Origin of the sequence: Paenibacillus sp. S-38 (assembly GCF_049942825.1) — a bacterium.
In the GTDB taxonomy this organism is placed as follows: Bacteria; Bacillota; Bacilli; order Paenibacillales; family NBRC-103111; genus Paenibacillus_G.
On record NZ_CP187970.1, the window covers coordinates 952,412 to 966,379 of the forward strand.

Genomic DNA, 13,968 nt, shown 5'->3' on the forward strand with positions numbered 1-13,968 from the left:
CGCAAGTGACCTGAGCACTGTCCAATAGAGGACGGTGCTTTTTGGCGTGTCCGGCAAACGGAGCCGCTACAGCGTGGGCTGCCCTTCTGCCAATTTTAACTCGGACCGGTGCGTGTTTCTCCTCTAATGATTCTGTCGATATCTGCCGAAATAAGAGTTAGGAATTACGGATATTAAGCCATCTGGAGGGTGCTCGTACTATGGAAAAATCGTCTTATATTGGCGTTGCGTTAGGTCTTATCGCCGTACTCGTCGGCATGATTCTCAAGGGTGCGCACCTGAGCGCACTCGTCAATCCCGCGGCCTTCATGATCATCATGGTCGGCACGGCCGCCGCTGTATGTATCGCTTTCCCTATGGAGGATCTGAAGAAGATCCCGAAGCTGTTCGGCATTCTCTTCAAGGAGCAGAAGCTCCCGGACAAGAAAGAGCTCATGGACATGTTCATCGAGTGGGTATCCATTACCCGCCGCGAAGGTCTCCTCGCCCTTGAAAGTAAGGTGGACTCGATCGAAGAGCCGTTCCTGAGAAACGGTATGCGGATGATCATCGACGGCAACGACCAGGATTTCGTGCGCGACGTCCTGCTTGAGGAGATCTCGGCAGCGGAAGAGCGTCACCGCACCGGCGCCCAAATCTTCACCCAGGCCGGAACGTATGCACCGACCCTCGGCGTACTCGGGGCCGTTATCGGTCTGATCGCGGCACTGAGCAACCTGAGCGAAGTAGAGAAGCTCGGTCACCTGATCTCCGCGGCGTTCATCGCCACCCTGCTCGGGATTTTCTTCGGCTACGTCATCTATCACCCGATGGCCAACAAGCTCAAGCAGAAGGCGAAGAAAGAAGCGGAAGTGAAAATGATGATGGTCGAAGGCCTGCTCTCCATTCAGTCCGGGATCTCGGCCATTGCCGTGAAGCAGAAGCTGACGGTCTTCATCCCGCCATCCCTGCGTGATACCGAGGACGGTGAAAAGGGAGGGGCCGGCGGTGAGTAAACACCACAAGAAGCAGCATCATGAGGAGCATGTGGATGAGTCCTGGCTCATCCCCTATGCCGACCTGCTGACCCTTCTGCTCGCCCTGTTCATCATCCTGTTCGCCTCCAGCCAGACCGACTCCAAGAAGTATAACGCCATTATGCAGTCCCTCAGTGCCGCGTTCACCAGCGGCACCGGATTCTTCGAGATGTCCAACGTCGTGCCGATGAGCGACCCGAACCCGGGCGCGAAGAAGAATGACGGCGCGGACGGACAGCAGCAGAACCCGGAGACGCCGCAGACGCCTGCCGAGCAGAAGTCTGAGGAAGAGAAGCAGAAGGCGCTGGAGGTTGCGTTCCAGGAGGAGAAGCGGCAGCTTGAGGAGCTCAAGCAGAAGCTCGACGATTATATCCAGAACAACAACCTGTCGACCCAGCTCGAGACGAAGCTGACCAACGACATGCTCATGATCACGATCCGCGACAATGCGCTCTTCGCATCCGGCTCGGCCACAGTGAAGCCGGAAGCCCAGGCGCTGGCCGTCTCCATGTCGAACATGCTGGCCCAGTATCCGGGCTATAACATCGAAGTGGCGGGTCACACGGACAATGTGCCGATTTCCCGCCGCGACTTCGAGAGCAACTGGGATCTCAGCGGCGTGCGGGCCATGAATTTCATGAAGATCCTGCTCCGCAACACGGCCCTGTCCCCGGAGAAGTTCCGTACGATCGGCTACGGCGAATACCAGCCGGTGGATACGAACGATACGCCGGAAGGCCGTGCGAAGAACCGCCGCGTGGAAGTCAGCATTATCCGCAACCTGAAGCCGGCGCAGATCAAGTAGGAAATCGCAGAAGACGGTACAGTTTCTCCCGGGAGGGAAGGGGCTGTACCGTTTTTGCTGTTCTTGGCTGTTCTTAATGGAAGCCACTTGCACAAGAATGAGGGGGCCGTCTGCTTCTGCTATGCATTGAAGCGGAAGATAGAAAGATATAAGATGAAGAAACGCCCGGGAGGAAAAACGCTCCTGTATAGCTGCTTCGTCGGATGAACGGTAAACGCTGTATAAGCTCTGGCTGAGGCGCCGTGTACTCTGTGGGAATACTTTGGAGCGGTTAGTTACCCCTTTGTAGAAAATTAAGGCAGGGGGAGGCACCCCCATAGGGCTTGCGAGAAAAAATGTTCTCCTTTACAATAAAGCTTATCATTTAAACGTTTAAATAATGGAGGATGCGATCATGATCCGTTTTAACGTGCTGCGCGGCAGCGTACCGGCCGGGGGAGCCAAACCGCCTGGGCTCGCCGGGGGAATCTGGGGGCCGGAGCGTCTCGGACAAATCAGGCAGGATCCCGCGCTGGCGGGGCTGTTGGACGAGATTCGCGCGGAGGCTAAGCGGTCTGCCGCGGAACCGGTGCCTGTGCTCCCGTTTCATCTCTTCGTGAAGTTCGCGGATGAGGGCAGCCGGCTGGAGTTCGAGGGGCCGTACTTTGAGCGGCGGGGCCGGCTGCTGGCGCTGGCGCTGGCCTCCCTGGTCGATGAAACGGATGCGTATCTGCCAGCGCTGAACGATCTGCTGTGGGAGCTCTGCTCCGAATATTCCTGGGCCCTGCCTGCGCATCTTCCCCCGCGTTTCGAGGAGATTCCGGATGCGAGAGTGAAGCCGGAAGCCACCGTGGATCTGTTCGCAGCGGAGACCGCCCACGCGCTCGCCGAGACGCTGTATGTATTGGAAGGCCGGCTGCATCCTTGGGTCGCCTATCGGGTGAGGGAGGAGATCGAACGCCGGGTGTTCCGGCCCCTCTTCGAAACCTCGTATTCCTTCCACTGGGAGACGGCCGAGCACAATTGGTCGGCCGTCTGCGCGGGGGCGGCCGGCATGGCCGCCATGCTGCTCGAGAACGATGCGAACCGGCTCGCCGGGATGCTTGACCGGTGTCTCCGTGCGATGGAGTGCTTCCTCGAAGGCTATGCCGAAGACGGGTGCTGCCTGGAAGGCATCGGTTATTGGAATTACGGGTTCGGGTATTTCGTATACTTTGCCGAGATGCTGGAGGTGCTGACCGAGGGGAAAGTAAGCCTGCTTGAAGGAGAGAAGATCGCCCGGATCGCGGCCTTCCCGGAGAGCGTGGCACTGACCGTTCCCCAGTTCGTCAACTACTCGGACGCCTCGCCCGTTCATGAGCTGCAGCCTGGACTGAACTGCCGCCTCGCCGCGCGGTTCGGGCATCCTCTGCCTCCAATGACGGGAAGGCCGTCGGTTCACAGCGATCACTGCTACCGGTGGCCTCATACGGCGAGGAACCTGCAGTGGACCCATGCGGGAGCTGCGGACAAGCCGGCCGCTGCAGGGCGCACCTATTTCAGTGATGCGGCCTGGCTCATCGACCGCAGCGTGCATGAGGGCCGGCTGGTCGCCTTCTCGGCGAAGGGCGGGCACAACGACGAGCCGCATAACCATAATGACCTCGGGCATTTTATCGTACATGCCGCCGGGGATGCGCTGCTTGCGGATCTCGGGGCGGGCCAGTATACCAAGGATTACTTCGGCAGCGGGCGGTACGGGTATTTGCACAATTCCTCGGAAGGCCACTCGGTGCCCCTCATCAACGGAACCCCGCAGCGGGCCGGCAGGGAGGCGAGGGCTGAGGTGCTCCGGCAGGAGGAGCAGGACGGTGTACTGTGCTTCAAGCTCGATTTGACCAAGGCCTACGGACAGGAGGCGGGCCTCTCGTCCTACGTCCGCTCGTTCGAGTGGAGGCGCGGCGCTGGTGAAGGTTTGGATGCAGGGGAGCTTCGGGTGCTGGACCGGTTTGAGTTCGCAGGGGACGGCAGCCGGGTGGAAGAGCGGCTGATCTCCCTGACTGAACCGTCCGTCCGTCAGGGACTTGTGACCTGGCAGGGGGCTGAGGCCTCCCTGGAGCTGTCATTCGATGACGAAGTGTGGCAGGCGCAGACGGATATCCTTCATACGACGGATCACCACGGTGCTCCGATAACCGTCTACCGGACCCGGCTGACCGCTGAGGGGATAGGCAGATCGTTCCAGGGAGAATTGTCGATTCGCTGCCGAATGGGGCGTCTTTCTTACCAGACTTCATAATAACTTAAAATCCTTCATACATGGTCTTAACAAATCTCCCGTATACTCGTCCTGTGATCCTACTATGAGACGGGAGTTTGAATGTGAATATGAAACTGCTGCACGCCTTGAATCTGACTGCACTTACGGCAGCGCTGCTGCTGCCCTCCGCCGCTTCTGCTGCGGCCGAACCTGGCTATGAACCGCTGCGCTCGGGCCTCGAAACTCTCGGAGCGAAGCTCGACTGGGATGACGAGGATCGGACCGTCGTCTTCAAGCTGAAGAACGGAATCAGCGGGATCGTGACGATCGGCGAGAAGGAGTACCGGCTTGCGGGCAAAAAGGGCGAGCTGGACGGCGAAGTGAGGCTGGTGAACGAGAGCACGCAGGTTCCGGCGGCCTTGTGGAAGCTGATTACGGAGGAGAACGGCAAGTACCAGAATGACCCGAAGGCTCCGAAGTTCTTCGAAGTTCAGGCGGCTGTAGAGACCGAAGCCGTGGCGAACGGCGAGGATGCGGCGGATGATCCTGCGATCTGGGTGGACGGTGCGGACCCGTCGAAGAGCAAGCTGATCGCCACGAACAAGGCCGGCGGCGTGCTGGTCTACGACCTCGAGGGCAAGCAGCTGCAGTCGTACCCGACAGGTAAAATGAACAACATCGACCTCCGCTACGACTTCCCGCTGGGAGGCTCGAAGGTGGACATCGCCGCGGCGACGAACCGGACGACGAACACCATTGACGTCTGGTCCGTCTCGGGCGAAACCGGTGAGCTGAAGGATATCCTGGCGGAGCCAATTGCGTCCAAGATGAGCGAAGTCTACGGCTTCAGCCTCTATCACAGTCTGCGCAGCGGGAAGTTCTATGCGCTGGTGCTCGGCAAGAAAGGCGAGTTCGAGCAGTACGAGCTGGCGGATAACGGCAGCGGCAAGGTAACCGGCAAGCTTGTACGCGAGTTCCAGCTCGAGACCCAGTCGGAAGGCCTCGCGGCTGATGACGAGTACGGCACGATGTACATCGCCGAGGAAGATACGGGCATCTGGAAGTACAGCGCCGAGCCGGACGGCGGCTTGAAGCCGCTGGCCCAGGTCGACATCGCAGACGGACGCCGCCTGCAGGACGACGTCGAGGGCCTCACGCTGTACTACGGCGCGGACGGACAAGGCTACCTGCTCGCTTCGAGCCAGGGCAGCAACTCCTATGCGGTCTACAAGCGCGAAGGCGCCAACGAGTACGTGTCGAACTTCACGATCGAAGACGGCCCGGCCGTCGACGGCACGTCGGAGACCGACGGCATCGACGTGATCGGCTTCGGCCTCGGAGCGAAGTACCAGCAGGGCATCTTCGTCTCCCAGGATGACGCCAACCTCGAGAACGGCGAGAAGATCAACCAGAACTTCAAGATCGTCCCTTGGGAGGCGATCGCGAAGGGGTTGAACACCCCCGCGGCGTCCGCGCAGGTGGACCCGCGCAAGCTTGTGAAGCGCGGGGAGTAATGGGATCGCGCCGCAATACGATGGTTTTGAGTCAAGCCCTTGTGTGTTGAAAAGTAGGGGTGTGGATATCAAAAAGGATGCAGGCCGTTGGAGGCTGCATCCTTTTTATATTGAGGTGGGCTCGGGACCGGTTGTCTGATCTATATGGAGTTTCAGATATATGCCTGGTGAATAGTGGATGAGAGTGATGTGATGTATTTCATCATATAACTTGGAGTTCATGGGAAATGGACCCATTATATGATGTTTTAGATCACATATACCTTAGAAATGAAGGAGAATCACTCATTTGGTTACTTATCTGATGTTTTATATTACAAAATAAGCGAGTTAAGCCCCCCTTAAAAGTTATCTGATGTTTTTCATCGGATGGCAGCTGAAACCTGAGAAGTCCACTTTCCTCGCATTAAAACCCAAGATCATCCAGTGAAATTCCGGAAGCCGCTTCATAACGTGCTATCCGTTTGGGGCTGCTTTGGCCATACGCGTGCAGGTAGCCCAAGGCTAACAGCTGTTTCAATAGCTTCCTTGCTTTCTGCTGCTCAACGCCCAATAAGCTGCAGATCTCTTTCACCTGCAAAGGTTCATTTTGCTGGAGTGCAAACCGCAGGATGTCCTTCTCCTCAGAGGTGAGCTTGGCCGCATGCATACCGGTGCCCCCGAACCAGCGGCCCATGTATTGGGAGAGCAGGCTCTGGCACATCCGAGGTTTCTCGGCGACGTCGTCGTAGGAGAAACGGAGGATCTTCCAGCCGTCGAGAATGAGATGATTCTGGCGCATGCATTGGTCGGCGAATTGGGTACGGCTGATTCGCTGCAGGTGGGGACCGTACCCGTCGATCTCCATGGCGAGACGGTGGCGCCCGCGGATCAGGGCAAAGTCAAGATAACGCCTGCCGTCCCTGAAGTCGGAGACCTCGTACTCCGGATGCAGGTCATGAAACTGGCCGAAGGCAGGCCACCAAACCTGTTCGGCAAAGGTGCGTTCCGCATGACCGTGCCCCTCCTCCAGCCTGCGCAGCCGTTCGCCCTTACGACGCGCAGAGTGGCTTTCAAGCCATTGCTCATATGTGAGTTTAAAGCTCATAACGAAATGGATTCCTTTCTCCGTGAGATGCAAAAAGCCGCTTTCCCCTTCAGCGCAATGGCTGAGAAGAAAGCGGCGTGTGCTTCACGACCGTGATTTACTATTGATCATAGCATAGGGAGGTGAGGCGGAGAAGAGGTGTTTTTAATGCTCCGGTAATAAAATCCGAATCCTGCGTTCCTACCTTACTATAGCAGCGGTATCGTGACCTGTTAGGATACATTTCGCAAGTGCTATGAGGTTCGATGCAGGACAGGTTGACCTTCTTGCAACGGCGGGTTTGGGGTGCAAAGGGACGGTAACGTTAATACTCAGATGTTCCCCGGCCGCCTCGCTGGGACACGCCCTGCCAACCGCCGGACAGGAGTCAACAGGTCAGGCCGCATCGTACCCGGGCCCTTTCATGGGAGAGGAGAAACCGGACGAAGAGCACAAGGATAAGCCTGCTTCATCTCAGCGCTAACAATGAATATATGTTTATACTTATGGATCATTTTCTCCAGCCGTACCAAGGGTTCAGGTCGGGTCAGCTTGGGACTCTATCTACAGAACAGTAGGGTCTTTGTACATCTAATGTGGATAGTGTTAGGCTCTCCTAGAGGGGCTATCTACCCAAGACATGCAGGAAATCTGCTCATCCCAAAAGTTTCTATAAAAGGTTCTATACTACTCCGCCGGCTGCCTGACTTCGGTTACCTTCACGGCATAGGCCTTGACCCGCCCGCCGTTGACTTGGACTTCTTCCTCACCGGTGTACGTACCGGTAATCAGCGAGCTGCCCCCTTCATAAGTGGACAGCCCCTTAAGCAGGAGCGTACGGTTGCCGGCCCGAACCACGGCTGAACCCTCACCGTCCGCAGGCAGAGTCACTTGGAAGCGGACCAGCTCGCCTTGATGGTCCGTGAGCTGGTCCACCTGGATGGTGAGAGGCTTCTCAGCCGCAGGATTACCAGCGCTGCGTTCCGGATCACGGCCGGCTTGGACCTCCTCATTCATGCGCTCACCTTGATCCACTGTCGTCTGTGCAAGCTCCGTGTGGACCAGTTCATATCTGCCGTTTTTATACTCATAATACCCCTTCGCGACTTCCCCTTGAGGTTGAGAATCCGTGTCCGTATTCCGCCGCGTTTCCCGGTCGCTGCGGTTCCGGCGCTCCTCCTGAACGCCGGAGGCGAGCAGGGGGCGCACGGCGGTCAGCTTGCCTTTGGCGGTGGCCGTGAGCTTGTCGGCTTCCACATCCAGCACGAGCTCCAGCTCCGCGCCTTCCTCCTGCAGCTCGTACAGCAGGTAGTGCCCCCCTCGCTCCGCCGACACCGCCTCGGCTGCCAGCAGAGGCCGCCCCTGCGGGCTGTACTCGCCCGCAAAGCCCAGGCTGCGCAGCTTCAGCCCCTGCGGCAGCTCCCCTTCGCTCAGCCGCACGGCGGCTTCGGCCCCCGCTGCCCCCGCGGTTTCCGCGTCTCCGCCACCCTGCCCCCCGGCCAGCCGCGCGAGCACCAGCCGAGGCCGCTCGCCGGCCAGCGCCCCGGCGGCCATCGCGCTGCCGTCCGCCGCCTTGCCGGAAGCCGTCAGCGTGGGCTTCTCGCTCACGCCGGCCTTCGCCAGCAGCGCCGCGGGGTCGCCCTCGAGCCGCCGCAGCTCCAGCGCGGCGATCTCCTTCGCCGTGTCGCGGTAGCTCCCGAGCGCACGGTACAGCTCCAGCGCTTCGTCGTACTTGCGCGCCGCCGCAAGCTGCTCCGCCCGAGCGAGCTGCCGCTTCACGGCGGCTTCCGCATAGGCGCCCGCCTTGCCGCCGCCGCTGCCGAGCAGCGCCGCATGCGCCTGCACAGCTTTACCTGCCGCCAGGAACGTCGGCAGGTCTTTTTTCTCCAGCGCGGTGAGCTCCGTCAGCGCATACTTGTCCAGCTTCGTCGCAAGCCACGGCGCCTCCCACGGCACCGCCGCGTACCAGCTGCGCATCGACTCGCCGAGCTGCAGCACCGCCCCCAGCTCCTGCGTCTTCGCCGCTGCGTCGATCCGCGCGTTGTCGTAGCGCTGGAGCAGCGCATTCGCCTCCTTGCGCTTCGCCGCTTCGCTGCCGTAGACGGCCGCCGGCAGCCGCAGCAGGTCGGCCGCCGCGATCGCGGCCGCCTTTACGCCGTCGGCGCCCGGCTCGCCCTTGGCGGCGACCGCCGCCTCGAGCTGCTGCGCCGCGCGCTTCCGTGCCGCAGCATACGCCTCGGCGAGCTTCGCTTCGACGCCGGCGGCCTGCGAAGCTTCCGCGAAGCGCTGCTTCGCATCCTCGCCGGCCTTGGCGGCTGCCGACTGTGCCCCACGGTAGCGCTCGTGCGCCTGCAGCAGCGCCGGCACGTCGCCCGCGGCGGAGGCGGCCTCCACCTCGGCGGCGAGCTCGGCCGTCACACGCTTGGCCTGTGTGACCGGCTGCAGTGCCAGCAGGGCGGCGTCGATCTCGCCGCGGTGCTCGCCGAAGGCACCCGGCACAGCCAGCGCCCGGTTGTAGAGCTCCTCCGCGGTGAGGAGGTCGCCCGCCGACTGGGCGGTCCGGGCCTGCGTCAGGAGCGACAGATGCTCGCGGACGTAGTAGAGCTTGGCGGCTGCGGCGAGGGTGGCTGCAAAAAGTAAGAAAATTGCCACATTTCTGAAACGACCCGCCCGCCTATACGTAAAGTGGATCATGAAGCACCGCCGCCTTTTCTACAAAATGGGAGCAAATTCGGCATCCGCCGGATAGCGCCGCTTCGCGGTTTCGAGCACCTTCGCATGGAGCTCCGGGTACAGTCCGGGTGACTCCGAGAGCAGCCGGTGCAGCCGCTGCAGGCGGTCCTTCGGCAGATGCTCCGCCTGCTCCAGGATCAGGTCGTAGTACACCGGGAGATGCTCTTTGATGCGAAGCGCGGCGCCGGCCGCAGCAGCAAGGACGTCGGGACCGACAGCCATCTCCCGGATGACCGTGCGGTATTTCATGCAGTAGTCCAGCACATCCTTGCCGATCAACTGCGGACGCACCTTACCGACCTCGTGAAGGTAGTGGATGAAGTCCTTGTCGAAGCGGCTCGGGAGCAGAGAGGAGAGCTCGAGATCCATGTCACTTCGAAGAATAAACCGGCTCAGGCACAGGAGGCGGAGCACCTTGATCGGGTCGTTCCGCAGAAAATAACTGATTTCGCGGAATTTTTCATAGGCGGATTTGTAGTCGTCCTGCTTCAGGTCTTCTTCCGCATGGTCAATGTCGCTGAGGAGACCAGCCCGAATTTCTTTGCCGTCCTGCAGGAGTAAGCGGTGAAGTGAACGTCTATAGATATAAGGCTCGAACCGTCTGCCGAGGACATACCGAACGCCCATAAGCACAAGCGCGCCGACGAGTGCGGCGGTCATCTCCTTGAAGGAGCCGGCGAGTGCAAAAGCGGTCAGGCCCAGAGCCGCCAGAAGGAGCAGGTCCGTCTGCAGGCTGCGTTTCATCACTGTGCGTGCCGCCTGTTCGACTGAGATCCGTGTCCCTTCGGCTCCGCAGGACAAGCAGCTCTCGTGCCATAGGCATGAATACCGCCCGCACTTGCGGCAGAGCTGAAGCCGTTGAAACAAATGGGCCGTTGGATTCGTCTTACGAAAGTGGACGGGAATTTTCGCTAAGGGTTTGTCGCTCACGGTCGATCCTCCTTCTGTTCGAGCCTTGAAGCAAAATCGCTGTCAATCTGCGTCAAAGAAGTATCCCTGCGCCGCAGGAGCAGGAAGCTCGACAGACGGTACAGCACGAATAGGGCCGCAAGGGCCAGCACCAGGATGGTCAGCATCGGTCGGGTCCTCCTTCGTCGGAAAATAGGAGCTGCTGGGGACATTTCACCGGATTTTCACCCCGGAAGCGTACAATCGGAGAGCCCGGCCCGGCGAACAGCAAGGAAGCGGCGGAAGTGGTTTATACCCTATCCGAGCCTTGTCCGAAAGGGCAGCGATCCGGATAAAGCCGCTTGTTTCTTAAGAATTCTATAAGAATTGACGAGTGGAATTTTGCTTACCCACCAGTTACTATAAAGTCTAGTAGATGGCAGCCACTGCTATTTTACTATCAATGCATCTAAAATACTACTTCAGCCCCCGCCTCCATTCGTCCGGGTTCGACAGTGCGGGGAGATTCACTAGATGGAGGAAGGAACGCTTTGAAACATACGATCAAGATGCTTTTTACACTCATGATGGCCCTGGTGCTCCTGGTTCCGGGCCTGCCCGCCGGGGCAGCGGGGACGGCGGCCGGCAGCTCCCCAATGGATGCGGTCATGGCGGTGGACGTGTCCCTGTCCATGAACGACAGCGACGGCAAAAAGGTCAGCTACGAGGCGGTCAAGATGTTCGTCGACATGGCTTCGGCCCAGGGAGACAAGGTAGGCGTAGTCGCCTATACCGATCAGGTGCTGCGCGAGAAAGCCTTGATGAAATTGAACACAGCTTCGGACAAGCAGGATGTCAAAACGTTCATCGACGGGCTTGTGCGGGGACCGCGTACCGATCTTGCCGTGGGGGTAAGTGAGGCGGTCAAGGTGCTTCAGAATGGCACGGAGCCGGGGCACATCCCGATCATCGTGCTGCTGACCGACGGCAATAACGATCTGCCGGACGGCCGCACCCAGGCGCAGTCGGACCAAATGATGAATGAGGCGCTGAAGCAGGCCAAGGACAAAGGCATCCCGGTCTACACGATCGGGCTTAACGCGGACGGGCAGCTGAACAAAACCGTACTTGAGCGGATCGCAGCCGAGACGAACGCCAAATCGTTCGTGACCTCGTCGGCGGACGACCTGCCGCGCATCCTGAGCGAGATCTACGCGAGCCACTTGAAGCTCAAGGTCGTTCCGCTGCAGGGGATTACGGCGAATGGCCAGTATCAGGATGTGGCCATTGACATTCCGAACGCGAGCATACAGGAAGCGAATATCTCGATCATGTCGCCGAATCCGGTGGAGGTGAAGCTGTTCGACCCGAACGGCCAGCCGCAGACGATTCCGTCGAATACGCTGATCTTTACGTCTTCGAATGCCTACTCCCTGCTCAAGATTCTGAATCCCGCGCAGGGCTCCTGGAAGCTGCAGGTGAAGGGCGTGCCGAAGGATAAAATCAACATCAATCTCGTCTACAACTATGATCTGAAGCTAACGCTGGAGCCTTTGAAGTCCACGGTATTTAAATCTGGTGACGAGGTGGGCCTGAAGGCGTATCTCGAGTCCGGCGGCCAGAAGGTAGGCGATGCGAGTCTGTACAAGAACTTGAAGGCCTCGCTGATCGTTACCGATCTCGATACGAAGCAAACGGTGGAGCAGCCTTTGACTGCTGCGGCGGAGGGCATTGCAGGAAGCTACAAGATCCCGGAAGCCCATGATTATGAGCTCAAAATCAAGGTAGAGGACGCCAACCTTGTCCGCGAAACGGCGCCGGTGAAGATCACGGCGAAGTCCGGCGCTCCGTCGCCGGTCCAAACGGCGGCGGAGGCCCCTGCGGAGAAGCCGGGCCTGGGTGCCGGCGTCTGGGCAGGCATCATTGCCGCCGTACTGGCTGTGATCGCTGCCGTCCTGTTCGCTCTGGTCCAGTGGCGCAAGGCGAATCGGGGGTTCTTCGGCCAGATGGTCATTGAGATCAAGGACGAGGATACCGGCGAGCGGACCAGCCCGCAGTACCGCAAGCTGAACACCTTCAAGGGCAAGGTCACGCTGCACCAGCTGCTGCAGCTGGCGCCCGAGTTCGCCGAGACTAGCGACCTGGTGCTCCGCCCGGGCCCGTCCGACACGCTGCTGGTGCAGAACCGCACGCCCGCCGTCATCGAGAAGGGCGGCCGCGTCTTCGATGCCGCCCAGCCGAAGGAAGTGCGCGCCGGCGACCGGCTCCGCGTCACGCTGAGCCAGGTGAACAAGTCGATCATGCTGGAGTATATCAAGTAAGCGGGATGCGGTAAGCGGGCGAGCAGACAGCCACTATAAAGGATGATGGGGGCACGGCGCGGAGTGGGCGGGTAACGGGTATGCACAGTAACCTCGGGCCGTTCAGCAGTCAGAAGTCTCAGTCGCTGCTCGGTAGGTGAAGCCTGGAACATGAGTCAAGACGAGCACCCCGATATGACTCGAAGACGCCGATTTCTGCGGCCCCCCGCGAGCCGGCCACTCCCAAGCGTCATTGAATATGCAGCTATCCGGCCATTTGCGGGGTTAAAGATTCAGCGCCCAAGGTTTGCGCCGTTAACTTCTCGTTTCCTATAAGATTAGCCGGTTTAACCGTTGTTTTGATGGACCGGTTCGGTCGTGCCCCGCCCCTTCTAACATGTACGCAAGGGGCAGGGGGTAAATAAAGGAACTAGGATGCCTTATTTGGGTAAATATCAAGATGGTAAACCAATTAGCGGAACTGAGATTCGCTATTCGCCCTTAATGTGGCTCAGCAGGCACCTACTCGACCCAATAAGGCATCTGAGTTCCGCTATTGCTCGGAAGTGCCCGCGAAACAAGCCAATCAGGAACCGTAGTTCCTCTATTTTGAACGCCGGTGAAAAAGACGGCCCCCAAACTCGTACTCAGATGCATAACTGAGGCGCGGAAATATGATGCTCGGCATCGTGATCCCTCTAGGTAAAGAGGCTCTGGGAGGGCAGTACGGTGGGGGCATGAGAATTTTGGGGAACAGCCTTCTATTTGCAGTGCTTTGCGGCGACCAGAATCGTTACTCTAGGCCGGGCCAATGGCGTAAAGAATCAATGGTGGGCGCTCTTCAGATGGTCTCGTGGCCGCTTTGGGGGAATACCGAGTCAAGTGGGGACCTCCCATTAAGGTATCGTTAAAACACCTGAATTTAAGTAACTAGATTGGCTAATATGTACGAAGTTTAACGGTGGCAACATTTAGGCGGTTTCGGGGACCGCCCTACGGGTTAAGTAACCACCCTTCAAGGTTCAGGGACCCCATTACATGGGAGAACCCGCCTTACGCAGTAAAGCGTGTCCCTGTAAGGGACAAAGCGCTCCAAGCACAACGTATCGTCAACGCGTCCCCATCCTGCTCCCGCCAACCTTTCCGCGAGTCCAGAGGGCCGGTGCCCTTTGGGGTCCCCCTATAGGGGGATTTAGGGTGTGACCGGGGGGTGAATGGCCCTCGGGGTTCCGGGGATGAAAAAACCTTCGGGGTTCGGGGAACACCTCCCGGATATGGGGGAAACGCCCTTCGGGCTGATGGGTGATTGCCCTGATATGGGACTGAACGCCTCCGGTTTTAGGGGGGAATACCCTCCGGGTCTGGTTGGTGAGTGCCCACCGGGCATAGGGGGTGAACACCCTCCTGGGGGAGTTACGCCCCATGGGG

General features: G+C 59.3%; 9 protein-coding genes. 5 read left to right on the forward strand and 4 right to left on the reverse strand.

What is annotated here, in order from left to right:
- The first annotated feature begins 200 nt into the window (after positions 1–200).
- The 4 genes from motA to ACP26L_RS04495 all read left to right on the forward strand — a co-directional run bounded on the left by motA (position 201) and on the right by ACP26L_RS04495 (position 5,553).
- On the forward strand, positions 201–995 hold the full coding sequence (gene motA, locus ACP26L_RS04480) for a flagellar motor stator protein MotA (RefSeq protein WP_426451373.1): 795 nt from the start codon (positions 201–203) through the stop codon (positions 993–995).
- The gene (gene motB / locus ACP26L_RS04485; protein WP_426451374.1) at positions 988–1,821 is read left to right on the forward strand and encodes a flagellar motor protein MotB; all 834 of its coding nucleotides are present in this window, start codon (positions 988–990) and stop codon (positions 1,819–1,821) included. Before motA ends, motB begins: the two co-directional genes overlap by 8 nt.
- Positions 1,822–2,215: 394 nt before the next feature.
- Positions 2,216–4,078: a hypothetical protein gene (locus tag ACP26L_RS04490; RefSeq protein WP_426451375.1), complete on the forward strand. Its 1,863-nt coding sequence runs from the start codon at positions 2,216–2,218 to the stop codon at positions 4,076–4,078.
- Positions 4,079–4,167: 89 nt separating this feature from the next.
- Positions 4,168–5,553, forward strand: a complete 1,386-nt coding sequence (locus tag ACP26L_RS04495) for a phytase (protein WP_426454813.1) — start codon at positions 4,168–4,170, stop codon at positions 5,551–5,553.
- 406 nt (positions 5,554–5,959) lie between these two features.
- Here ACP26L_RS04495 and ACP26L_RS04500 read toward each other — a convergent pair whose 3' ends face one another.
- The 4 genes from ACP26L_RS04500 to ACP26L_RS04515 all read right to left on the reverse strand — a co-directional run bounded on the left by ACP26L_RS04500 (position 5,960) and on the right by ACP26L_RS04515 (position 10,428).
- A complete protein-coding gene (locus ACP26L_RS04500) occupies positions 5,960–6,640 on the reverse strand; it encodes a DNA-binding response regulator (RefSeq protein ID WP_426451376.1) in 681 nt (226 codons plus the stop codon).
- A 666-nt stretch (positions 6,641–7,306) separates the two neighbouring features.
- Positions 7,307–9,271: a hypothetical protein gene (locus ACP26L_RS04505; protein WP_426451377.1), complete on the reverse strand. Its 1,965-nt coding sequence runs from the start codon at positions 9,269–9,271 to the stop codon at positions 7,307–7,309.
- A 60-nt stretch (positions 9,272–9,331) separates the two neighbouring features.
- Entirely contained in the window at positions 9,332–10,096 is a 765-nt protein-coding gene (locus tag ACP26L_RS04510; protein ID WP_426454815.1) for a hypothetical protein, read from the reverse strand.
- 182 nt (positions 10,097–10,278) lie between these two features.
- Complete coding sequence (locus tag ACP26L_RS04515) at positions 10,279–10,428, reverse strand: hypothetical protein (RefSeq protein WP_426451378.1); 150 nt, start codon at positions 10,426–10,428, stop codon at positions 10,279–10,281.
- A gap of 363 nt (positions 10,429–10,791) precedes the next feature.
- Here ACP26L_RS04515 and ACP26L_RS04520 point away from each other — a divergent pair, with 363 nt between their 5' ends.
- Positions 10,792–12,561, forward strand: coding sequence for a vWA domain-containing protein (locus tag ACP26L_RS04520; protein WP_426451379.1), 1,770 nt, complete (start codon positions 10,792–10,794; stop codon positions 12,559–12,561).
- Positions 12,562–13,968 lie beyond the last annotated feature (1,407 nt).